The sequence below is a fragment of the Rhizobium rhizoryzae genome, assembly GCF_011046895.1.
GTDB lineage: Bacteria > Pseudomonadota > Alphaproteobacteria > Rhizobiales > Rhizobiaceae > Neorhizobium > Neorhizobium rhizoryzae.
This window is the reverse complement of the sequence record NZ_CP049250.1, coordinates 283,176-306,378: the sequence shown is the minus strand read 5'-3', so window position 1 is coordinate 306,378 and position 23,203 is coordinate 283,176. Positions and strand designations below refer to the sequence as shown.

At 58.2% G+C, this 23,203-nt stretch carries 18 protein-coding genes; 9 read left to right on the top strand and 9 right to left on the bottom strand.

Annotated features, from left to right (window positions below; all coding sequences use genetic code 11):
• Nucleotides 1-29 precede the first annotated feature (29 nt).
• Nucleotides 30-1,097, bottom strand: a complete 1,068-nt coding sequence (locus tag G6N80_RS07700; RefSeq protein ID WP_246251463.1) for an acyltransferase family protein — start codon at nucleotides 1,095-1,097, stop codon at nucleotides 30-32.
• Nucleotides 1,098-2,320: 1,223 nt separating this feature from the next.
• Between G6N80_RS07700 and G6N80_RS07695 the strand changes: the two genes are divergently transcribed.
• Both G6N80_RS07695 and G6N80_RS07690 read left to right on the top strand, forming a co-directional pair.
• On the top strand, nucleotides 2,321-3,325 hold the full coding sequence (locus G6N80_RS07695) for an alpha/beta hydrolase (protein ID WP_183898015.1): 1,005 nt from the start codon (nucleotides 2,321-2,323) through the stop codon (nucleotides 3,323-3,325).
• A 666-nt stretch (nucleotides 3,326-3,991) separates the two neighbouring features.
• The gene (locus G6N80_RS07690) at nucleotides 3,992-4,549 is read left to right on the top strand and encodes a helix-turn-helix domain-containing protein (RefSeq protein ID WP_165132816.1); all 558 of its coding nucleotides are present in this window, start codon (nucleotides 3,992-3,994) and stop codon (nucleotides 4,547-4,549) included.
• A 3-nt stretch (nucleotides 4,550-4,552) separates the two neighbouring features.
• Here the strand turns inward: G6N80_RS07690 and G6N80_RS07685 are convergent, their stop codons facing one another.
• From G6N80_RS07685 to G6N80_RS07675, 3 genes are all read right to left on the bottom strand, one after another.
• Nucleotides 4,553-5,245 carry a DUF6656 family protein gene (locus tag G6N80_RS07685; RefSeq protein WP_165132813.1) on the bottom strand — a complete coding sequence of 231 codons (693 nt, stop codon included), beginning with the start codon at nucleotides 5,243-5,245 and terminating at the stop codon, nucleotides 4,553-4,555.
• 1,343 nt (nucleotides 5,246-6,588) lie between these two features.
• Nucleotides 6,589-7,341: an alpha/beta fold hydrolase gene (locus G6N80_RS07680; RefSeq protein ID WP_165132810.1), complete on the bottom strand. Its 753-nt coding sequence runs from the start codon at nucleotides 7,339-7,341 to the stop codon at nucleotides 6,589-6,591.
• Nucleotides 7,342-7,388: 47 nt separating this feature from the next.
• On the bottom strand, nucleotides 7,389-9,167 hold the full coding sequence (locus G6N80_RS07675; RefSeq protein ID WP_165132807.1) for a cytochrome c biogenesis protein DipZ: 1,779 nt from the start codon (nucleotides 9,165-9,167) through the stop codon (nucleotides 7,389-7,391).
• 319 nt (nucleotides 9,168-9,486) lie between these two features.
• Between G6N80_RS07675 and G6N80_RS07670 the strand changes: the two genes are divergently transcribed.
• The 4 genes from G6N80_RS07670 to G6N80_RS07655 all read left to right on the top strand — a co-directional run bounded on the left by G6N80_RS07670 (nucleotide 9,487) and on the right by G6N80_RS07655 (nucleotide 13,221).
• Nucleotides 9,487-10,533, top strand: a complete 1,047-nt coding sequence (locus tag G6N80_RS07670) for an alpha/beta fold hydrolase (RefSeq protein ID WP_165132804.1) — start codon at nucleotides 9,487-9,489, stop codon at nucleotides 10,531-10,533.
• 89 nt (nucleotides 10,534-10,622) lie between these two features.
• Complete coding sequence (locus G6N80_RS07665) at nucleotides 10,623-11,363, top strand: response regulator (protein WP_165136951.1); 741 nt, start codon at nucleotides 10,623-10,625, stop codon at nucleotides 11,361-11,363.
• Nucleotides 11,360-12,679: a sensor histidine kinase gene (locus G6N80_RS07660; protein ID WP_165132801.1), complete on the top strand. Its 1,320-nt coding sequence runs from the start codon at nucleotides 11,360-11,362 to the stop codon at nucleotides 12,677-12,679. The genes G6N80_RS07665 and G6N80_RS07660 overlap by 4 nt, the downstream gene beginning before the upstream one ends.
• A 125-nt stretch (nucleotides 12,680-12,804) precedes the next feature.
• Nucleotides 12,805-13,221, top strand: coding sequence for an organic hydroperoxide resistance protein (locus G6N80_RS07655; protein WP_165132798.1), 417 nt, complete (start codon nucleotides 12,805-12,807; stop codon nucleotides 13,219-13,221).
• A gap of 208 nt (nucleotides 13,222-13,429) precedes the next feature.
• On the opposite strand, the gene G6N80_RS07650 is transcribed toward G6N80_RS07655, so the two are convergent.
• Complete coding sequence (locus tag G6N80_RS07650; RefSeq protein WP_165132795.1) at nucleotides 13,430-13,789, bottom strand: EF-hand domain-containing protein; 360 nt, start codon at nucleotides 13,787-13,789, stop codon at nucleotides 13,430-13,432.
• A gap of 16 nt (nucleotides 13,790-13,805) precedes the next feature.
• Nucleotides 13,806-14,447, bottom strand: coding sequence for a TetR/AcrR family transcriptional regulator (locus G6N80_RS07645; protein ID WP_165132792.1), 642 nt, complete (start codon nucleotides 14,445-14,447; stop codon nucleotides 13,806-13,808).
• Between the two features lie 114 nt (nucleotides 14,448-14,561).
• Here G6N80_RS07645 and G6N80_RS07640 point away from each other — a divergent pair, with 114 nt between their 5' ends.
• Nucleotides 14,562-16,160: an ABC-F family ATP-binding cassette domain-containing protein gene (locus G6N80_RS07640; RefSeq protein WP_165132789.1), complete on the top strand. Its 1,599-nt coding sequence runs from the start codon at nucleotides 14,562-14,564 to the stop codon at nucleotides 16,158-16,160.
• 49 nt (nucleotides 16,161-16,209) lie between these two features.
• On the opposite strand, the gene G6N80_RS07635 is transcribed toward G6N80_RS07640, so the two are convergent.
• The gene (locus G6N80_RS07635) at nucleotides 16,210-17,625 is read right to left on the bottom strand and encodes an aldehyde dehydrogenase family protein (protein ID WP_165132786.1); all 1,416 of its coding nucleotides are present in this window, start codon (nucleotides 17,623-17,625) and stop codon (nucleotides 16,210-16,212) included.
• Nucleotides 17,626-17,723: 98 nt separating this feature from the next.
• Between G6N80_RS07635 and G6N80_RS07630 the strand changes: the two genes are divergently transcribed.
• Nucleotides 17,724-18,623, top strand: a complete 900-nt coding sequence (locus G6N80_RS07630) for a LysR family transcriptional regulator (protein WP_165132783.1) — start codon at nucleotides 17,724-17,726, stop codon at nucleotides 18,621-18,623.
• Nucleotides 18,624-19,501: 878 nt separating this feature from the next.
• On the opposite strand, the gene G6N80_RS07625 is transcribed toward G6N80_RS07630, so the two are convergent.
• Complete coding sequence (locus tag G6N80_RS07625; RefSeq protein WP_062553182.1) at nucleotides 19,502-20,845, bottom strand: class-II fumarase/aspartase family protein; 1,344 nt, start codon at nucleotides 20,843-20,845, stop codon at nucleotides 19,502-19,504.
• A gap of 75 nt (nucleotides 20,846-20,920) precedes the next feature.
• Nucleotides 20,921-21,904 (bottom strand): Bug family tripartite tricarboxylate transporter substrate binding protein, encoded by a 984-nt coding sequence (locus tag G6N80_RS07620; protein ID WP_062553181.1) that lies wholly within the window; start codon nucleotides 21,902-21,904, stop codon nucleotides 20,921-20,923.
• A 159-nt stretch (nucleotides 21,905-22,063) separates the two neighbouring features.
• Between G6N80_RS07620 and G6N80_RS07615 the strand changes: the two genes are divergently transcribed.
• On the top strand, nucleotides 22,064-23,203 hold the full coding sequence (locus G6N80_RS07615) for a GntR family transcriptional regulator (RefSeq protein ID WP_062553180.1): 1,140 nt from the start codon (nucleotides 22,064-22,066) through the stop codon (nucleotides 23,201-23,203).

Here is a 23,203-nt window from a genome sequence, read left to right as displayed (position 1 = left end):
TGCCGAGACCCGTTTCAGGGCGACATAGTTTAGCGTAAGCGCTGTGGCATCCAGCCGGAAATCTGCTGGGCACATGATTCCAATACCCAATCCGTAGCATGCTGGCACCAGCGAGTAGCCCAGCTTCCGAAAGCTTTTTCGATGAAGGCGTAGGTCATTACTGATAGGCCAAGGCTCAACGCGACCGTTACTGCGACAAGCAGCCACCCGCTAAAAGGATTTCCCAAATTAAAATCCACGTTGATCCAGATGGCAATCCAGATCGCGATCGGGTGGATGAGATACAAGGAATAGGAGATATTTCCCAAGCGAACCAAGACATCTGGTACCACGAAACGAAATGTCTTTTCCGCCATCACAAGAGAGACAAAAAGAGCGGCAAGTGGCAGTCCAACGCCTGTCATGCCGTGAGCGATGTTCCAGTTCGACATGTACTGGGCTACGCAGCATGTGAATGAAAATGCTACCGCCAGCATGGCTGGTGTCGCAGATCCAAAGTGCACATCGCTTCGATACAGAACTCCAGTGAGGATCCCGATCAAAAACAGGCTGTTGATCGGGTTCGGGAAAATCGCTCTTGCGGCAGACCAGTCTGGCGGAACGACGGTCGGATCCAGCCAGTAATTGCCTTCCAGCAATGCCATTCCAATTAGCGCAATCAGTGCCCAAATCAGAATGACCCTCAACAAGTATTTTCCGAACGCCAAAGAGAGTGCGAAAACGCTGTAAAACGCAACTTCGTAGGTAATCGACCAGCCGACGGTGAGGGCAGGTTCGAAAATGTTCGGCCCAGTTGCGTTCAAGGTTGGCATGAAGAAGAGGCTGCGGAAGAGGAGTTCCCCGGTCTGGCGCTCACCGTTGAACTCGATGCCAAAAATTACCAGCGTACAAATGAGATAAAGCGGGTAGATGCGGACGAGCCGGCGAACCAGGAAGTTTAGCGGGTTCTGGGTCTGCAGGTCGTCAGGTTTGCCCTTGGTGGAGGAGAGAAAGATGACGAAGCCGCATATGAGGAAAAACATATCCACGCCCATGATGGACGCCGGACGGAAGGCTCTGATCGCCATTTCGCTATCATAGCCGCCGGTGAACAACATGGAATGCCACAGCATCACACCAAAGGCGCAAACTCCTCTCAGGGCTTGGACCGTCTCGATCCGCTGATTAGTTAGCATCATCTAATTCTCTCATTGAGGGAGATTTATGCGGGCGATTCTTGGAAAGATAGCATCAATTTGAGTGTGTATCGGAACTTAGGCGTGTGTTGTGCTAATGCAACGGTTCAGTTGCAGGTTGAGAAAGGCCAGATGGGTATCAAGTGTCTCCAGAAGGTCCGGCGCGCCTTTACAGATCATCTCGCGCTGACCGAACCAGGCAGACCAAGGCGCCAAAGATGAATTTCCCGCCTTCGCCCGTATTGCTTCCGATTTTGAGATACGCCTTGGCCTGATCTATGAGGGCGCCAAATGCGGGGATCTCCGAGCTTTAGGGGGAGCAGAGCTAGCGGTGACTTGAGGGCGTGCCGCCGCATCTAGCTTGAACAGAGTGCCAGCCTTCGATGCTGCTGTAACTCCCAGCAACTTGTCCCCGAGAATATATAGCTCGGGTTCAAATGTTCTTTGAGTGTCAGGAGCCGGAGGGGATTCCCGAGCTGATACTGGCGGAAGCGTCGGCGGCGGACTTAATGGCATGCCGCTGCGCCTTGGCGACGTATCATTTGACAAACATTACTTGTTCGCAAGTGCAATAATTCTGGCGGAAGACCGCCCCGGTAGTTCGCCCTGATGGCGTCGATGTGCAAGATCGGGACAAGGTTGTTGAGGAGATATCTGGTAGTACTGAAGTGGGCAGCCATACGAAAAGCCTGAACTTTGCAACTCGAGGCGTTACGATCATCCGTTTAAGGGTGGCAACGGCCTTCCGTATCCTCAACGAGAGGGAACGGTCACGAAGATGATGACGATGAATTCGCCGACTTCCCGCAGGTGACAATCGTTACGGGTGCCAATTTGGCACTTGAAAGACACCCCGACCTTTTTTGCCAAAGATTTTCGAGGCGGCAATCAGATAGACGGCTTGTGCGGGCTTACGTGCAGTGACGCACCCAGATTTGCGCACTTACGATTGGATGGAAGCCTTTGTCTTTGCGGTGATCTTCTACGGCGAAGGTACGTGACATATAGCCGCTCAAAACAGGATCCAACTCTTGCACCCGGGCGGTAGCAATCTAATGAATATTGCCAATCGTTCAGGCGGCCTAAGTTCCGCCCAGCCTTGCTGGCAGAATCTGGGAGGCGAGTTAAGCTGACTGGAGAGAGTCTTGAGGAACTGGCGGGATGACCTCAAACTCAATGCTGTGAGCGTAGATCAACGTCGCGTGCCAGTGCCAAACTCGATCAGTAGAGAGGCGCAACAATGGCTTCATAACGCCGTCCGAAACGACGGGTTACCCATCAACGCACTGTACCCAATGCCTCCGGCGGAGGATCATGAAGCATGGCAGAAGCTTAAGTCAGCCGTAGATTCAACTTACGCCGCCACGGTATCAGTGTTGGAATCATCTCGAGACGTACAGTTAAGTAGGAAGCGAATTGGCTCTGCCGACGTTCATTTTGCAAAGCCTATCGAGCTCGATCGCGCGGATTGTGTATATATCGATCTTCATGGAGGGGCGCTTGTCTTTGGTGGCGGTGAAGCAAGCCGCGAAGGGGCTCGGATAGCTGCATCTCGCTTTAGCATTCAATGCTACGGCGTGGACTATCGGATGCCACCTGAATTCCCGTTTCCGGCTGCGCTTGACGACTGCATGTGCGTGTACAAGCATGCTGTGGACACATACGGCGCCGAACGCATTGTCATCGGTGGACGCTCTGCAGGTGGCAATCTGGCATTGGCGACCGTCGTGCGCGCTCAGGATGAAGGGCTGGATTTGTCCCGCGCGGTTGTGTTGCTTTCGCCTGAAATCGACCTGACGGAGTCAGGGGATAGCTTCCAGACCAACAAGATGATCGACGTAAACCTTCCAACCTCTTTGATGCCAGCGAACCTACTCTATGCCAACGGCGCCGATCTGGCCCATCCTTATATCTCGCCTCTCTTCGGACGGTTCACCAATGAATTCCCACCGACATTCATTCAGAGTGGCACACGCGATCTCTTGCTTTCGAATGCGGTACGCTTGCATAGGGCCCTGCGTCAGGTTGGAGCCGTGGCTGAACTGCATGTGTTCGAAGCCATGCCTCATGGCGGCTTTGGGGACGCACCGAAAGATGAAGAACTTTCCCGTGAGGTAGCCCGTTTCGTGAATGCCGCCCTTTCTCAATGAGTTGGCTTGAAAATGAATTCAGCCGCACGCGTGGGGTCGCCGGGGGGATTTTATGCGCCCGACACTCGACTGCTAGGTAATCTTCAATGCGGTTTGTCTTCTCGTTGAAGACAAGGTTCTGCATCGCTGATGCACTGGCTTCAGCCGCTACGAGACCTTCACTTCCGGATAGCCTCGCTCGGCAATTTGGCGCAACGCATCACTTTGAAAGCTACCCTGAATTATCAATAACCTTGAAGGCCTCCTGCGTAAAATTTAGCTGACCAGGCCGCTACAGGCCCTGTGGCTATTCACTGCGACGCACCAGTACCATTCAAAGTGCGTTCAATTACTACATGATTTCGGGCGATGACCGTGTAGCATCCTGACTCCATGTCCATCCAAAAAAACTTGGAATCGGGCCGTAACGACTGTTTCCGGCAGGCTTCCAAGTCCCAAGCACTACCAACCTAAAGCATGCTTTCGATGTGGCGCCGCAACTGCTTGTTAAGGTATCTCGCCGATACACCCATCCTGAATCGAAATGGAAATGTTTAGTGTACGCATGTAACTATGACCTCATTTAACGCGCTCTCCGAGACCCTTATCGATGCCTGGTTGCTGTCAGACGAGGCCACGAACCCACAAGACCTATACGCTACCATCCTAAACAGCCTGACGATCAAGATGGCGCTTTCCGTGGTCGCAACGGAAGCCGATGACCCTTATGACTGGCGGTTTCGTAGAGTGAAAGATTTTGGCTTCAGAAGCCATCTACTCAACCAGATGAAACAGCAGTTTCCTGATGCGGCGCTGCGCGATCTAAACCGCAGTTTCATCGACGATGCGATCATAGCACCCTATTCGCGGGCTCTGGAAGTGAAGCGTCCCGCCCTAGAGTTGGTGAGGACAAAGCTTCTCGGAGTTCGGATTGGCTACGAGCGCCTCATCCTGCCCCAGAAATGCGATGGAAAGCCGGGCTGGTGCATGAGTCTGATAGAAGGGCGCTTCTTCATCTCGCCGATGCGAGAGGCTAAGACCGACCTTACCGATGATAACATCATACAACTTCTTATTGAGGGACAGAGCACGAAGGAAATCGCTGAGTTTCTGCATCTGTCGCCGAGGACCATCGAACATCGGATTGACAGGTTGAAAAGTCGCTTCGAGGCGAAGAACCTTGTGCATCTGGTGGCGAAGCTAGTCGCCACCCAGATTGAGCGTAGGGAAAAAGGCAGCGGCTGAGATTTACTTGGTCGCTTTCTGAATGGCGGCAGCCCGCGCCTTCAGGGCTTCCATGGAGAGGCCAGTGCTTGCCGCTGCAACATTGTAAAGCGCGGTCGTGATGTCCTTTGTTTTGAAGGCCACGCCGTTGTCTCCGAGGCGCTTGTCGAAACCCAGCGCGTTCCCGTCTCGATCCATGATCAGGTGAAGGCCGAAAAACATTTGGTCGAAATCGCGGCTGCGTGGCTTACAGAAGTTCGCACCTGCGACATCCGTGTTGAGGTCGCCATCAAAGTTGGCGATGAATATCTGAGTGACCGCGAAATGGTCTTGATTACGGCCGGTTACGATTTCTCCGAACTTGCATGTGCCGAGATAGGGGACATGCGGTAGAATGGAGGAGCGGATAGCTTTTCGCATTCGATGCCCGGCTGGAAGCTTCGACGTGAACAGATCGCTGGCGTCGTCACCGAGAATAGAAAGATTTTCTTTCGTCGCCGCGATGACTTCGGCCACGGCCATATCTCCGGTGATCTGGCGGAACTTTTTGGCAGAGGTCGCCATAGGTTCCGGTTCGCCGGGATCGCCATGGAACCATCGCGTGTAGCGTGCGCTGGCCACCTGAGCCTCTGTGGAGGCCGATGCCACGGAGAAAGCGATCTTCTTCACGTCTTCGCCAAAGCGATTGCCATACTGAAGCTTCGATGCTGAATTCATGTTTCCCCTCATTACTTGCCGTGCCGCGAAAGTATGAGAGATTCGTTAACACGGTGACCGCATTGACTCCGTAGTTTTCCCCTCGATTCATTTTCTCCGTGCTGTTCTCGAAAGGCTGAATCCACCCAAAAAATTCCGTGTTTGTTCAAAATGTGTGTGCCAGAGAAGGCCTTAACGCGCGTTCGGCACGGTCGCATGTAAAGATATGCTGGGATTCGACCTCAAAACCTTGTTCCGGGAGGCGTGGTATCCGCTCTGCATTTGCGCTGGTCCCGGTCTTCCCACATGCTTTGAGAGGCAGACGGCAACGGAGTATCAGGCTACATGTCTGTAATCAACGAGCGGAGTGAATACGTTTATAAAAGTGCGGCCTAGCTGGCGGAGAGCGTATTGGTCGAAGCCTGCGAGAGGCACAAGCCCACCAACCAGATCACACAGGCTGCTGCGCGGGAGTGGCATCGCACACACGAACTTCTAGCGCTTTCGAAACGGAGGCGGGAAAAGGCTCGTCTGGGTGCGGCCGCCTATGGCCGAAATGAAGTGCCGTAGGGCATGCCCGGATGAGATGCGCCGCGCTCTGGCCGACTGACAGAGGCATCGTCGGGACAGTGACCTGGCGGGCCGTCGCCAACGAACAATCAAGATGTCTTAACCCTGACCAGGTTCCGTTTGGCCACGAACGGAGGGATTGAAGTTCATCACGGCGGACCTCGCATGTCACAGCATCGGCGTTTGAACAACTTACGGGTCCCCAGCCAATTTTTGCTAGCCGCCTTCGAACGCGACGGATGGCCAAAAAATTGCGGCCGAGATCGCTTAACTTATTGTGAAGACGCCACTTTCCCGCGAGGGAGATAATCGCTAATCTGGATCGAAAAATCAGTCAAAAATGACTTGCTTGGGAGACCTGGATTCTCACATGATTTCAAAGGCTTACCGAAAGATCCTTGAAATTTCCTCTGTTTTCCCGCCGCGAGCGACCGTGGATGCCACCTTTGTGCCCTGGCTTTGGGCATCAGTCAATATGGGGCGCGGGACGGAAATAATTTCCGCTTCCAAACTGAAGTTGACGTTGCCGCGGATTGCCGCTTTGCGCCTCCATTTTGGCCGTTGAGCTCATCAGATCAGGAACCTAAAGGCGGACATCCCTCCAGTGCGCCAACTTGAGCATTCCGCTCAGGGCTCCCGTCCGATCATGCGGGTAGCTCCAACATCCCCGAAGGCTTTAGAGACCTTATCCCTCCAGGAGCTTCTATTAGCAGATTCCAAAGTTCACTTACTTGTAGTGCTGCCAAGTGCTCAGTGACGATCCGATTCTATCGGATCGTCACGTTGACTTAGCGCTAGAGAGTGTTTGCCGCCCTTTCGATAAAATCGGCAACCTTTTCAGGCTGTGAGGCGAAGACGGCATGACTGGCTTTGATCTCAGTCACCTTGCTGCCGGCACGCTTCGCCATGTCACGCTCCAGCTCCGGATTGATAGACCTGTCCTCGGTTGCGACGATGGACCAGCTTGGCTTGGTATTCCAGGCCGGATCTCCGGCTCGTGCCGAGAAAGCCTCCTTGGCTGCAAAAACCTGCGACCTTGCCATGAAGTTCGCCTCGTCTTTCGGCAGGTCGGCGGCGAAGTCTTTCGCGAAGGCTGCGGGATCGATGTAGAGATATTTCCCGTCCTTCGTCTCGCGGATATTCATGCCGCCGGCAGGCTTCGAACTCGCAAGGCCCAGCAGGCTTTCGCCCTTGTCTGGCTCGAAAGCCGCGACATAAACGAGGCCGGTGACAACGGGGTTGTGGCCAGCTTCGCTGATCACCATTCCGCCATAGCTGTGCCCAACGAGAAGCGTCGGGCCGTCCTGCAGATCGAGCACCCGGTTCGTGGCGGCGATATCGTCGGCGAGCGACGTGATCGGCTCCTGCACGACCGTCACCTTGAAACCGCGCCGGACGAGGATGTCGGATGCCTTGCGCCAGCCCGATCCATCGGCAAGTGCACCATGGACGATGACGATGTTCTTGACCTCTGCGGCCTCGGCCGCAAAAGCGATGATGCTGCTGGCAAAAGCGAGCGCCAGAATTGATAGGGAATGTCGGTTCATGCGTCTTACTCCTGTTGCGGTTGGTGGTCTTGGTGAGAGGTCAGCGCTTAGCCGAAGGTGAAGGCGTAGGCTTCGGCGCCGGAGTTGAGGAATCGGATCTCGAACGTCCGTTCCTCGACAGCGCCCGACTGGCGGACGAGTTGGTAAAGCCTGGTAGAGGTTATCGTGCCGTGGCCAGCCGGATCGGTATCCGCGCCATGATTGGATCCTGGCGCCCTGCCGTCGATCGTTACCTGGAAGCGAACCGGTTTGTCGGCGGCTCCGGGCCCGAGCACCAGATTGAGGTCGCGGGCGCTGAAGCGATAGACGATGCTGCCATCCGGCTCGTCGAGCACGGCGCGCTCTGCACCGATCGTCCATCTCCCTGAAAGGCCCCATTCGTTCAGGCCGGGTCTGTCGACGGAATAGACCCTGGCGGCATCCGCGCTCAGCCCTTCCGGAGAGACGAAGCCGGCGGCGCGATCGTAGCCGACATAGCTTTCGCCGGAGCGGATGTTCGTGATGTCGGCGCTCGCCTCGGCACCCTGAGCATCCGGCGTCACAGGCGCTGTCGCCATCGTCTCCTTGCCGGCATCGCGAAGCAGGTCCTGGATCGCCTCCTCCGTTTGGCGGTCATTGCCTTCGCCGAAGTGATGGTAACGGATCCGGCCGCTCGCATCGATCAGGTATTGTGCCGGCCAGTAGTTGTTTTCGAAGGCGCGCCAGATCTTGTAGTCGTTGTCGATCGCGATCGGGTAACCAATCTGGAAATCGCCGATTGCCTGTCTGACATTGTCGATGTTCTTCTCGAAGGCGAATTCCGGCGCGTGCACGCCGATCACGACGAGGCCTTGATCCCTGTATTTTTCAGCCCAGGCGCGAACATAGGGGATGGTGCGAATGCAGTTGATGCAGGAATAGGTCCAGAAGTCCACGAGGACGACCTTGCCGCGGAGCTGTTTAGTCGTCAGGGGCGGCGAGTTCAGCCATTCCACGGCGCCAGTCAATGAAGGCGCCAGACCCTCCACGGGAAGCTTGCTCCGGAGTGGCCGATCCGAAACAGGTGCGGCAACATGGCTGGCCTCGTCGCCCGCAGCGTCGCCAGAGCCTAATGCGGTCGGCTTCTCGTGCAATCGATCAACGACCGCCTGCTCGAGCCGGGTCGTTCCGGCGTAGGAAATCCGGGCCAGGAAACCGGTGTCGAGGCCAAGCGCAATGACGGCGACACCAGCCAGAACCGCGGCACCCAGGATCTTGCGGATCGCTTCGCTAATGCCCAGCGACCGCTTCATGCCGGTGAAGATCCTGTCCCCGACAAGAAGAGCCAAGGCAAGCGATGTCGCGGCGCCGGCAGCATAGGCAAGGAGCAGAACCGTCGTCTGCAGGTTGGCGCCATTCAATGCCGCGCCGGTCAGCAGAAGGCCGAGGACAGGGCCGGCGCACGGCGCCCAAAGAAGCCCGGTCGCAATGCCAAGAATCATGGCGCCTGCCCCGGTCGGCACGGATTTGCGTCTGCCTGACGCGTTCAGCAAGCTGTGGCCGAAATCGACGAGCGGCTGGCTGAGCATGCTCGCGATGCGCGGCGACAAAAGGCTGACGCCGAACACCGCGAGCAGCAGGATGGCGGCGAGGCGACCGTATTCATTCGCATGGATTGCCCAGCCCCCGCCGACCGACGCGAGCGTCGCGACGACAGCGAAAGTGATGCTCATGCCGATCAGCATGGGCAGTGTATTCCTCAGGAATGGCTGTCCGGTGCGGGCAAAGACGAAGGGGAGGATGGGAAGGATGCAGGGGCTGAGGATAGTCAGCGCCCCTCCAAGATAAGCAATGATGAGAAGCGTCATCGTCGTCTCCATGAAACCGTTCGGTCGGGTTCTGGGCGGCGATGAGCACGGCCAGAAACATGACCCAACTGGCAGGAGCGAGGTATCCTGGATGTGTCGGGTTTTCGTCTGAAATGTACCGAAGTGTAGAACCGCAGCGTTCGAAAACAGTCAGATACAAATAGCCAGCGACGCCTCGTGGCGGTCGCGTCGATTGTATCAGACTGTATCAAGAGACCCTCAGGCTACATCCGATTTCAAATGTGGGGCTGACGGGACACATCCGGGACACGTGCAGGCGGTTTTCTTTCCATCACGATCAATCGAGACGGAGAGAACGATGTCCCCTGACTTTAACCAACAGCGCCGCCGCTTCTTTGGCATCGCCGCAATGACCGTAGCCGCAGCCGAATTCGGCATGAGTGCAGTTGCCGATGCGAAGGCACTCGCCTCGGCCCCGACCGCGCCCAAAGCCAGCTCGGGAGGACACACGTCCTTTACGGCGATCAAGCAGGTTAAGGCAGGTCTGCTTGACCTCGGATATGCGGAAGCAGGTCCTGGAAACGGTCCCGTCGTCCTGCTCGTTCACGGCTGGCCCTATGACATCCATAGCTATGTCGATGTCGCGCCTATCCTGGCCGATGCAGGCTATCGGGTGCTGATCCCTTATCTGCGCGGCTACGGAACGACACGCTTCCTGTCGGACGACACTCCCCGCAACGGCCAGCAGGCGGCGCTGGCTGTCGACATGATTGCCTTCATGGATGCACTCGGCATCCAGAAAGCGATCCTCGGTGGATATGACTGGGGCGCGCGCACCGTCAACATCATGGCCGCGCTTTGGCCGGATCGTTGCCGGGCCATGGTTTCTGTCAGCGGATATCTCATTGGCAGTCAGGCCGCCAACAGCAAGCCACTCCCGCCGGCCGCAGAACTCTCATGGTGGTACCAGTTCTATTTCGCAACCGAGCGGGGGCGGCTTGGCTACGCCGCCAACACGCATGAATTCGCCAAGCTGATCTGGCGGACGGCGTCGCCCACCTGGCAGTTTGACGATGAAACCTTCGATCGCTCAGCCGCCGCCCTCGACAATCCCGACCACGTGGCGATCACCATCCATAATTACCGCTGGCGGCTTGGCATCGCTGAGGGCGAAGCTGGCTATGATACCTTCGAGAAGCAACTCGCCACGGGGCCGGTCATCGCCATTCCGACGATTACCATGGAAGGCGGTGCCAATGGCGCGCCCCACCCGCAGGCAGCAGCCTATGCCAGGAAGTTCTCTGGACGATACGAACACAGAGACATAGCGGGCGTTGGGCATAATCTTCCGCAGGAGGCGCCGAGGGCATTCGCCCAGGCCATCATCGACGTCGCGAAATTCTGATGGCCGGGCTGCCGCGAGAAACCGCTTTACTCGCGGCAGCCAAAACGCAAACTGATGCCGACACAGCAAGGAAGTTCGAAAGGCCGCAGATGGAGCATGTCGACCACATCATGATCGTCGATGACGATCGCGAAATCCGGGAACTGGTGTCGAGCTACCTGAAAAAGAACGGCCTTCGCACCACGGTTGCCGCCGACGGCCGGCAGATGCGCAGTTTCCTTGAGGCCGGTACAATCGACCTGATCGTCCTTGACGTCATGATGCCGGGCGATGACGGGCTGGTGCTGTGCCGCGAGCTGCGCGCCGGCAAGCACAAGGCCATACCGGTGATCATGCTGACGGCGCGCGACGATGAAATGGACCGTATCATCGGCCTTGAGATGGGCGCCGACGATTACTTGCCGAAACCGTTCGCGGCGCGGGAATTGCTGGCCCGCATAAAGGCCGTGCTGCGGCGCACGCGCATGCTGCCGCCGAACCTGCAGATCAGCGAGGCTGGCCAGGTGCTGACCTTCGGAAACTGGCGGCTCGACACTGTCGGCCGGAATCTTCTTGACCGGGACGGAACGGAAATAGCCTTGAGCGGTGCCGAATACAGGCTGCTGCGGGTGTTCATCGATCATCCCCAACGCGTGCTAAACCGTGATCAGATCCTGAACCTCACGCAGGGCCGCGATGCCGACTTGTTCGACCGCTCTATCGATCTCCTGGTCAGTCGCCTGCGGCAGCGGCTCGGCGACGATGCACGCGAGCCGACCTATATCAAGACCGTGAGAGCCGAAGGCTACGTGTTCTCCGTCCCGGTTGAAATATCGGTACCCAAGACATGAGCGGGGGCGGCGGGTCTCGTTGGCGCTTGTGGCCGGGCACGCTCCGCTCCCGCCTGTTTCTGATTCTGTTTGCCGGGCTGGCGGTCGCTTATGGCCTGTCTTTCAGCATTCTTTTTGCCGAGCGTTACATGTCGGCCAAGGCCGTGATGCTTGGAACGCTCGAGAGCGATCTGTCAACCTCTATCGCGATTCTCGACCGTCTTCCGACAAACGAGCGGGCGGATTGGCTGGATCGCCTCAGCCGCGGCAGCTACCGCCTTGTTTTAGGGCCCGGGCTTCCAGGTGTTCCAGATTTGTCTGGGCGTGGCGCGGAGATCGCGCAGCGGATAGATGAGGCGGCTGGCAAAAGGTTTCCGATCCGCGTGGAAGCCATACCGGGCGACCACATGCGGCTGCAGGGTCATTTGACGCTATCGGATGGCTCTCCGCTGACAATCGATGTGACACCGCGCGGGGTCATGCCCTTGGCCAAGTGGCTGCCATATTTGTTCGCAGCCCAGATGGTCCTGCTCATCTTCTGCACCTGGTTTGCGGTGCGTCTCGCAATTCGTCCGCTGAGCGCGCTCGCCGCCGCCGCCAACGCACTCGATCCGGCCAAGCCGGGTTCTTCCCTGACCGAGGGCGGTCCCAGCGAGGTTGCCCATGCTGCCCGCGCCTTCAATGCCATGCGTGACCGCATCGCGCATTACCTGGAAGAACGCGTGCAGATTCTGGCGGCAATCTCTCATGATCTTCAGACGCCGATCACGCGCATGCGGCTTCGTGCCGACATGGCTGACGACAGCCCCGAGAAGGACAAGCTGATCAATGATCTGCGCGAGATCGAGCGTCTAGTGCAGGACGGGATCGCCTATGCACGCAGTTCGCACGGCAATGGGGAGAAGAACGCGCGCATCGATCTCGCCTCCTTCATCGACAGCATTGCCTATGATTACCAGGATACGGGGAAGGCGGTCTCCGTTGCCGGTATTGTCCGGGGAACGGTCCTGACCAAGCCCTACGCACTGCGCAGAGTCCTGACCAATTTCATCGACAACGCCCTGAAGTTTGCCGGTTCCGCGGAAATCGGCGTCGAAAGATCGGGCGAGGGGCATATCGTCATTGCGGTCAAGGACAACGGGCCTGGGATTCCCAAGGACAAGTTGCAGGCCGCGATGCAGCCCTTCTATCGTCTCGAAACTTCCCGTAACCGGGAGACGGGAGGCACGGGGCTCGGTCTGGCAATCTCCCAGCAGCTCGCGGTCTCGCTCGGCAGTGAGGTGCGGATCTACAATCGCCCCGGCGGCGGACTTGTTGCCGAAGTGACGCTGCCCTGACGAGGCGCAGCATCGCGCTACACGGCGATACAAAAATGCCCCGGCTCGAAACATGCCGGATACCTGCATACGGCAAAACACCTCCGTCAACCAAGTCGCGGGTGCGACAGAAAAAGGAGTGTTTCATGACCATGATCGACAAGATCCTCTATACCGGCAGGACCCATACAACCGGCGGACGTGATGGCGCGGCGCACAGCGACGATGGACAACTCGACGTCAAGCTTTCGCCTCCTCGCAGCGGCAAGCCCGGAACCAATCCCGAGCAGCTCTTCGCGGCCGGCTGGTCAGCCTGCTTCATCGGTGCCCTTGGCAGGGCCGCCGCCACGCAAGGGGTCCGCCTGCCGGCAGAGACGGCCATCGCCGCGGAAGTAGATCTCGGGATGACCGGAGACGCCTTTCACCTGCAGGCGCGCCTGAACGTCAGCCTGCCAGGTATCGATCCTGACCAGGCGCGCGCGCTGATCGATGCAGCCCACCAGATCTGCCCTTATTCGAAGGCCACGCGCGGCAATATCGCTGTCGAGCTCAAACTCGCCTGAGCACAAACGCCGCGTCGTGGGTTTTGCCATGAAATGACTGATCGTGGGCTTGCTGCTGCTTGCCGTTCTTGCAGCCCCCTGCATCTATGACGTCTTGTCCCCGGAACCATCGCCCCTGGGTATCGTCGCTCTGGCGGTCGGTTTTCAAGGATGGTCATGCTGGAAGAAGGGAAGGGAGCGGCTTTGGGCCGGTCGCTCCCTGGTGCTGTCAGCCCTGTTCTCCATCTTCCGTCACCAAGCGTGCAGCTTCGATTGCTGACGGATCAGCCTTCAGAAGCAGGTAGTCCAGCATTGATTTCAGGCTCGGATCGCACAGGTCTGCCGGCATCAAGAGAGGTGTCGAATTCATTTCATCCTGGCTGACCCACCCGTCGTCGTCGTGGTCCATGCGTTCTTTATAATCGACGGTTGGCTTGCCCTCCTTGTTGACAGCGATGCCGGGTTTGAGGAGTTCGTTGAAGGTCTTGAATTCGTCGCCGTTGAGTTTTCCGTCCCCGTCTCGATCCAATTTTTCGAACGCCTTGTTGAGCATCTCGGACAGGTCGCTGGAATTGTTGATTGTCGTCACGAGTTCTTGTCTCCGGTCAATCGGACTTCGGTGTCAGGGCAGTCTGGAAAATGGTCCACCGGCTTTCGAAAACCCGAAGGAGTTCGGCTGCATCGGAAGTGTCCCGCAAGCCACGGCGAATGCGGTTATTGGCGCCTTCGAGCAGATCTATAAGGACAGCGCATATTTCGGATGCGTCGCCCGTTACGACGGCGCCGGAAGCCTGAGCAGCGATGATCGCGTCCATCACGGGTTCCAGTGCGATCCTCGACCAGTCGGCCAGCCGTTCTCGGAGAGACGGGGAGAGAACCGCCTCTGCCGTGACCGACAGGTAGAAAGCGGAATAGTCCCTGTCGGTGCCAAACTCAAAATACTGGAAGGCAACGGCTCGGAGGGCGAGCAAAGGCTCCTTATGCTGCTTTGCCGCCTGCGCGAGTGTTGCACGAAACCTGACAAGGTCGCGCTCGACCACCGCCTCGAGAAGCGCCTGCTTGTTCGGGTAGCGCCGGTAAAGTGTATGTTTCGAGATTGCCTGTCGCGCAGCGATTTCTTCCATTGAGGCATTTGCAACACCCTTCGATGCAAAAATGGCTCGAGCGTCATCCAGAATCTGCGTGGTGAGCTTCGCTGCCTCCTCGCGTGTCGGTCGTCCACCAGGACGTGGCGGTGCTGTCGTCATGGGGCACAAGTCAGTTGAAGCGAGAAGAACTTGATGCTGGTGACCATTGCCTGAACCTGCAGTATCCGATAAAAGCACGATATCGTGCTGTTAATTTCATGCAACAGGTTTCATATGCCGTCAATTGTGCTTTCGCGGATTTCCTGGACAAGACCGCAGGGGGATCCGGTTTTTCAGGGCCTGGACCTGTCGGTGGGACAAGAGCGGGTCGGTCTGGTCGGGCGAAACGGGGTAGGCAAAACGACCCTGCTCAAAATTATCGCCGGCGTGCTTTCTCCGTCCGGGGGAACAATCTCCGCCGAGGGCAAGATCGCGCTCGTCCGACAGATGCTGGACGTCGATCCTAATGAGACGGTGGCGGACCTTTTCGGTACAAGGCACACAATCGACGTGCTGACCCGAGCAGGAACCGGGCGAGCCAGCCTGGAGGAACTTGCGGAGGCAGACTGGACCATCAGGGAAAGAATCCATGCGGCCCTCGTCCGCTTCGACCTCCATGCCGAAGCGGATACGTTGCTCAGCCATTTATCCGGCGGACAGCGCACGCGGGCCGCTCTCGCTGCAGCCCTGTTTCACGAGCCTGACTTTCTGCTTTTGGATGAACCGACCAACAACCTGGACAGCGCCGGTCGGCAGGCAGTCATCGATTTCCTCAAGAGATGGAAAGGTGGAGCCATCGTCATCAGCCATGATCGCGGATTGCTTGAGAACATGGATGCCATTGTTGAACTGACCACTCTTGGAGCGAAGCGCTATGGCGGCAATTGGAGCGACTATCGGTCGGCAAAGGCGATCGAGCTGAATGCTGCGGAACAGAGCCTCGCTCATGCTCAAAAAACTGCCGACGAAATCGACCGCAAGGCGAAGGCGCTGGCGGAACGACAGGACCGACGGAATGCCGCTGGTAACCGCATGGCAGAAAAAGGAGACATGCCGAAGATTCTCCTCGGTCGACGGAAAAGCATCGCAGAGGCTAGTCGAGGCAAGGTCGCGGAACTCGCCGAGCGACAGCGCGCCGATGCCTTGGGCGCGGTTGCATCCGCCAAGGCGAGAGTCGAAGTGCTCCAGCCTTTTTCGATCCATCTGCCCCCGGCGAACCTGCCTGCCGGCAAGGCGGTCCTGTCACTTGATCGCGTTGCGGCGGGCTATGACAAGGGACATCCCATCATCCGTGATTTGTCCTTTTCGCTGGTCGGTCCCGAGCGTATAGCGATTTCGGGCCCGAACGGATCAGGCAAGACTACGCTCCTGAGGGTGATCACGGGAGAGATCATGCCCATAGCCGGTAAGGTCACGCTTTCTGTCCCTGCAACCATGCTGGACCAAAGTGTCAACCTTCTCGATCGCAGCAAGAACATCCTCGGTAATTTCAAGCGACTGAACCCCGGAGCAACTGAAAATGCTTGCCGGGCCGCCCTGGCCAGCTTTCGCTTTCGCGCCGACGCCGCCCTCCAGCGTGTGGAAACCTTGAGCGGCGGACAGATTCTGCGTGCGGGCCTTGCCTGCGTGCTCGGCGGTTCCACTCCTCCGTCATTGTTGATCCTGGATGAACCGACCAATCATCTCGACATCGAGTCGATCGAGACGATCGAAGCGGTGCTGCGAGCCTATGACGGTGCGCTCCTGATCGTCAGCCATGATGACGCCTTCCTCGAAAATGTCGGGCTGAACGGGCGGCTGGATCTCGCTGGCCGCACCTCGTCCAATTCGTGAGACGACGGCGCAAATTGCCCACTGCCTCACTCTGAAATGTGTCTGCTCCTCAGCCAAGGATTGCACGCGGTTCGAGAAATGCCTCAAGGCCGAAGACACCGAATTCCCGTCCGAAGCCGGATTGCTTGAAGCCGCCGAATGGTGCCAGCGGTTCGTGAGGAGCGCCATTGAGAATGACCCGGCCTGCCATGATCCTGCCTGCCACACGCCGTGCTCGCAAAACATCGGATGAAAAGACCTGCGCCTGCAGGCCGTAATCGGTGTCGTTTGCTACCGCGACGGCCTCTTCCTCGTCGTGATACGGAATAAGGGACAGGACTGGCCCGAAGATCTCCTCGCGGGCGATGCGCATGCCGTTGTTCACGCCGGTAAATATGGTGGGACGCACGAACCAGCCGCGCGACAGACCTTCCGGCCGTCCCTCGCCACCGGCGAGCAGCCGAGCGCCTTCTTCCTGGCCCAGCCTGATATAGGACTGGACGCGGTCCCATTGTTTCTGGCTGACCATCGGGCCGATGCGGACGCTTTTGTCCTTGGGGTCGCCCACCTTGAAATCCTTGACCGCCTCCTGAAGGCGGCCTTCGATTTCACCGAACCTGGCGAGTGGTGCAAGAATGCGTGTTCCGGCTATGCAGGCCTGACTGCTGTTCAGGAATCCCGCAGCAAGCACCTGTGGAATAACGACGTCGAGATCGGCATCATCGAGAATGATGCTGGGGCCCTTGCCGCCGAGTTCCATCGTCACGCGCTTCATGGTTTCGGCGGCCATGCGGACAATCGTCCGGCCTGTGGCCGTCGATCCGGTGAAGGTGATTTTCGACACGTCGCGGTGGGCCGCCAGTGCGGCGCCGACGACCGCTCCGTCGCCGGTGACGATGTTGAAGACGCCATCGGGCAGCCCTGCGGCGTGCAGGCATTCCGTGATCACTCTGGTCTGGATGGCGCTCATTTCCGAAGGCTTGATCACCATCGTGGCGCCCGCGGCGATCGCAGCAGAGAGTTTTCCGCATATGAAACTGTAATTGCTGTTCCAGGGGGTGATTGCGACGGCGACACCAGAGGGACGCATCTCGACTTCTGCACCGCCGATACGGCGTCTGAACTCATAGGCTTCCAGTGTCTTGGCCATGTCGAGAAAGACGTTGCCCGCTCTCGGCGCCGAAAAATCGATGAAGCTTGATGGAGCGCCATATTCTTCGCGCATGGCCTCGACGAGATCGCTTGCACGGTCGGCCACGGCCGCGTGCAGCCGGCGGAGCATCTCGATCCGTTCTTCCCTGGAGGTGTTGGAGAAAGCTGTAAAGGTGCGCTTAGCGGCCGCCACCGCGCGATCGGCATCCTCCGCATCGGCCAGGCGCACGGTACCAATCTGTTCCTCTGTGGCCGGATTGAAGAGCGGCGCCCATTGGGTGCCATGAGGTTCGACGAAGGCGCCGTCAATGTAAATGCGCTCGATGATATGCATGTCGTTTCTCCTGCAATGACTTCACGGGAAAAATGACATCCGTTATGTGTTGCGAATAGTAGGACAAAAGTGGACGAGCTGATGAACTGGATCGCGCAATGAGGGCGAGCCTCATCGAATTGGAGGCGGTTGCTGCGGTGGCTCGCCATGGCGGATTCCGGGCTGCCGCGCGCGAGTTAGGTATGTCATCATCGGCTTTGAGCCATGCAATCGCGGCGCTGGAGGAACGCCTTGCCGTCAGGCTGTTCAACCGAACCACCAGAAGCGTGGCTCTTTCCGCGGCAGGGGAGCAATTCCTATCCGAAATCGGCCCAGCCCTGCAGACGCTGGAAAAAGCCATCGAGAATGTCGGGGAACATGCCGATCGGCCGTCTGGAAGGCTGCGGCTGAACATGGCGCCGGGCGCGGCACGTATCCTGCTCCAACCGCTTCTACTGGAATATGCCCGCCGTTATCCGGAAGTGGAACTGGAAGTGGTCACCGAGAATGCGCTGGTCGATGTGATCGGCAAGGGCTTCGATGCCGGCATTCGTCTCACCGAGGCAATTTCACCCGACATGATCGCAGTGCCCATCATTTCGAAAATGCGCTCCTTCGTGGTTGGCTCGCCGCACTATTTCGAAGGTCGTGACAAGCCCGTCGTCCCCGGCGATCTGTCCCGGCATCGCTGTATTCAGATGCGCATGACGGGCGGAAGGCTCTATCGTTGGGAGTTTGAAAGGCGCGGTGAAACCGTCCTGATCGATGTCTCGGGTCATCTCACATTCGATGCATCCGACCTAATACTGGAGGCGGCTCTCGCCGGTTTCGGGCTCGCATACCTGGGTGAACATGCTGTCGCGCGCCATATCGCTTCCGGCGATCTCGTACCCGTTCTCGAGGACTGGTCGCCTTCCTATCCGGGCCTCAGTCTCTACTTCGCAAACAGGCGGCATATACCGTCCAAGCTGCGCGCATTCATCGAGCTGATCCGTCGGAGCCCGGTGCGCGACTGGTAAAGGCGAAACGATAACCGTGTCGCGCGGGGCTGAAGGTTCCAGGCTGCGTCGCCTCGACCAAGCTATGGTAAGCGTAGTCATCGACTCGGGCAGATGCAACAGAAGAGCCGTAGCTCCGGCTCTGGTCCGTGCTCCCGATCGAGCATACGAATATAGTCCGCAAAGCCGGCCCCCGTTCCAACTTGAGGACACGGCTGCCTCGTAATCTTCAGGAAGAGGAGGGGCCATGCATCGAGGCGCTGCAGGCTCGCCTGAGACAACATTGCTCGGCCATCGCAGCGGAAAGCATCGGCATCTGAGTGCTTGCATTCATCCATGTCTGCTTCTCGATGCGAAGAGTTTGAAATGGCCCGTCTACTATCGGCCTAGGTTGTAATCAGTGCTTGCGGGTCCCCAGCCAATTTTTGCTAGCCGCCTTCGAACGCGACGGATGGCCAAAAAATTGCGGCCGAGATCGCTTAACTTATTGTGAAGACGCCACTTTCCCGCGAGGGAGATAATCGCTAATCTGGATCGAAAAATCAGTCAAAAATGACTTGCTTGGGAGACCTGGATTCTCACATGATTTCAATGGGTTAATGAAAAAGCCTTGAAATTCCCTCTGTTTTCCAATCGCAAGCAACCATGGATGCCACCGTTGTGCCCTGGCTTTGGATATCCGTCAATAGGGCGCCAGAGCGGCAATAATTTCCGCTCTCAGACTTTGACTTTGCAGTCTCGCCGCGATGAAGCGCACGGCAGCATTTTTGCCGTCACTGCAGACGTTGAGTCGTGAGTTTTTCGAGCGCAGCAACTTTGATTTGACCTTGCGGAGGAACGAGATCTAAGCCGCCGAGCCTGTCGTGGTTACGACGGGCTCGGCTCGCGATTACATCCCCTTACGACTGCGGCTCCTCATCACTCGAGCCGCCCCTGATAATCTCCCTGATCTCGCCGAGATATGCCGATGGAGAGAGAGCCAAGTGCACGTCGCCGAGCTCGACACTGTGTAGGGCATGCCGCATTGTTTCAACGAATGGCGTTCCGCGCGTGGCTGTTTCCTGGGCGGCCTCGTAGAGAAGATGATGGGCCCTGTGGCGCCCGATCATTGGAGATAGCTGCATCATGGCCGCTTCAGACATGATCAACCCTTGTGTGAGCTCAAGATTACGGGCCATGGCCGCCTCGTTCACCTGGAGACTGCCGAGCACGCGTTCTGCGGCTTCGGCGATCGATGCAGCCAGGATCGCCATCTCGCTTACGACTATGTCGGACACGTTGGTGGCCGATGAATCACCTTCGTCCATGCGAACCATGCTTGACAGGATGAGCGGCACGCGTGCCTTCAAAAGGCGGCAGAGGCTCACCAGAACGAGGGCTGCCGAGGGGTTTCGCTTCTGGGCCATGGTCGAGCTGCCAACCTTGCCCATGTGGAAGGCTTCTTCCACTTCACCTATTTCTGTCCTCTGCATGAAGACGATGTCGCCAGCGATCTTCTGTAGCGTGCCAGCCAAGAGGGCAAAGCCGCCAAGATAATCTGCCACCCGATCAAAGGACGAGCGCACCGGCAGCCTTGCAGGCGCAAGGCCAAGCAGGCTGGCGGCCGCTTCTTCCACGGCCCGACCCTTGCCGCCCATGGCCGCGAACGTCCCAATGGCTCCGCCGAAGTATGTGAGGAAGGCGCCATCTGCCCTTGCTTGAAGGCGCTCCCTTCCGCGGCGCAGTTCGGCATACCAAGCAGCGGCTTTGAAGCCGAACGTCATTGGCAAGGCGTGCTGTCCATGAGTGCGACCAGCTTGCAGGGTCGCCTTATGCTGATCGGCAAGCCGGCTGGCATGATCCTCGCACCGCTGCACTACGTCGGTTAGATGCGCATGGGTTTGCTTCAACTGAAGAGCAATTGCTGTGTCGAAGATGTTCTGGGTGGTGGCGCCCCAGTGCACGTAGCCAGCCGCCGGCTCGCCGCAGCGTTCTTCCAATTGCTTGAGCACGGGCACAAAGGGATGTTGCGCGAAGGCAATTTCGCGACTGAGGCGTTCGTGATCGAAACCTTCGGCGCGGCAGCAGCTTGCGATCCGGTCTGCGGCGTCCTGCGGGATCATCTGGAGCTCTGCCTGGGCGCGTGCCAGCGCCGCCTCCACATCCAGCCATGCCTGCAGGGTCGCGTCGTCCGACCAGATGCGGATCGCGGTCGGGCTAAACCAGTGCCGGGTGATAAAGGACGTGAACATGCCGATGGTCATGCGGTAACCTCAGTCAATCTTTGAACGAAAAAAGCCGCGGCGCCACGAAAATCGCAACGCCGCGATACCAATGATTTATTCCGAAACGATCTTTGCGCTGTCGATGACACCCTTGTAGGTGGCGGCCTGCTGCCCGACGAAAGTCTTGAAGGTAGCAGAGGCAAGCGGTGCTGCGGTGAAGCCCACGTCGGCATAGCGCTTCTGCACGGTCGGCGTCGCCAGGGCTTCCGCAATCGCCTTATCCAGCGCAGTGACAAAGTCCGGCTTTGACCCGGCCTTGGCAAACACGCCCTGCCACAACGGCAGTGACAGGCCGTTTAGCCCCGGCAGCTCGGACAGCGTCGGCACGTCCGGAAGCTGCGCGGCACGCTCGGTTCCCGAAACGGCCAGCACCCGGATCTTGCCTTCCTTGGCAAGCGGCAAGGCCGTAGATAGCGTGAGAACCGCGGAATCCAGAACGCCGGCGAGGAGATCATTGGTCACCTGCGCGCCGCCGCGATAAGGCGCGTGCAGCATTTTAACGCCCGCACGTTGGGCAATGATCTCGCCCAGCAAATGCTGTGCAGAGCCTATTCCGGGAGAACCGTAGCTGACGCTTTCCGGTGCTGCCTTTGCGGCGGCGATGAGCGCTGCCATGTCCTTGTGTTCGGACTGGGCCGGCACAACCATCGCCATGGAGGTCGTTGTCGTGCGGCCAATCGCGATCGTATCCGCCTCCCAATTAATCTTTACTTTGGCGTTGGTCATAGGCACTGCCACCGTGTCGAAGCCGCCATAGTAGATGGTGTTGCCGTCGGCTGCTCCATTGACCAGTTTCTGCAGTGCGATCATGCCGCTGGCGCCGGTCGCATTTTCGACGATGACGGTGCGGCCAATGCGGGCGGAGATCTCCGGCGCAATGATGCGCGCAGCTAGGTCTGCGCTGCCGCCAGCCGAATAGCCGACCAGCAATGTCAGCGGAGCATCCGACTGCGCCAGAGCTACTGGCGCGGCAACTGGAACAATGACCCCAAGTGCCAACGCCAGACCCGCCAAAGTATATCCAATCCTGCGAAACATTTGAAATCCTCCTCCATGTGATACATATTGTATTAAATCAGCCTAGTGCTGGTTTCCAGTATTTGTTAGATTTTACATGTGGAATAGGCAATGCAAATTCGATCATGAGAAAGAAATACATTCTTGATGATACAATTTGTATTGTGATAGGAGGCTGGTATGGAGAAGATCGAGAAACTGCAGGACTATCTGAAATCGCTTGCTACGACGGCTCAGCCGGGAGATCGTCTGCCGACGGTTCGCAGCCTTATGCGCGATTTCAAGATATCGCAGCCTGGGGTGCAGCGTGCGCTTCAGGCTCTGAAAGAAGAAGGGCTCGTCGATGCGCAGGTCGGGCGTGGCACCTTTTTCGTCGGAAGCAGCGCTAATCCCTCTGCGGCAGGCACGCGCATCCTGCCACAAAAGGGGCGCAGCGTCATTCTGCTGCGCCGACCAAGCGCCACGCAACGGGCCCGTTTCGTTATGGATCGGCTACAAGCCATGGTGACAGATGGTGGCGATATGACGCTCGAGGTCGGCTATTCCAATGCCGATCATGCCCGCCGCGTGCTGCAGTCGCTGCCGCGATTTGATGCCTGCGTCATCCAGAACTCTTTCGAGCAGATGCCGGTCGAGATGCTGGCATCGCTCCGCCGCAAATCGGACAATGTCATCGTCGACGGCGCATGGCTGGTCGGCACGGATGTCGATGCCGTGGGCTTCGAATGGGGTAGGCCGGTCGAACGGGCGGTCCGCCTGCTGGCGACAAGCGGGCATCAGGATATCCATTATATCACGACGGCGAACTCCTTTCTTGCCAATGAACTCGGTCTGCATCGCTACCGCCAGATTCGGGAGGAGGCCCCGTACGCCACGCTGCTGCATGAGCCCGACCTGCTGCCTTCCCTGCCATCGCGCGAGTTCGAACTGGCCGTGCTGGAGCGGCTGGCAGCCATCGCCCGCGAGCCTGGAGAAAAACGGCGGGGCGTGCTCGTCTGGGGCATCGAGAGCGGCCAACGACTTCGAGCAGGCCTGCATGCGCGCGGCATTCGAGTGCCGGAGGATATCTCGATCGTCCTTCTAGGCCGCAGCGACGTGGAGGCTGAGCGAGAAGGCTTCTTTCACCTGATTGGCTACAGCGCCCAGGAACAGGCCGAGGCGCTTTATGCGCGGCTGAAAAGCCGATGGAGCGATCCGCACGCGCCCTACGGACTTTCATTGATCACCATGCACGAGGTCGAGGGGCACTCGGTGCTTCTGGCGCCATCTAGCGCCCCGGATGGCCCGCCGAGCCAGGCCAAGGATAAACCGGGAGGATAG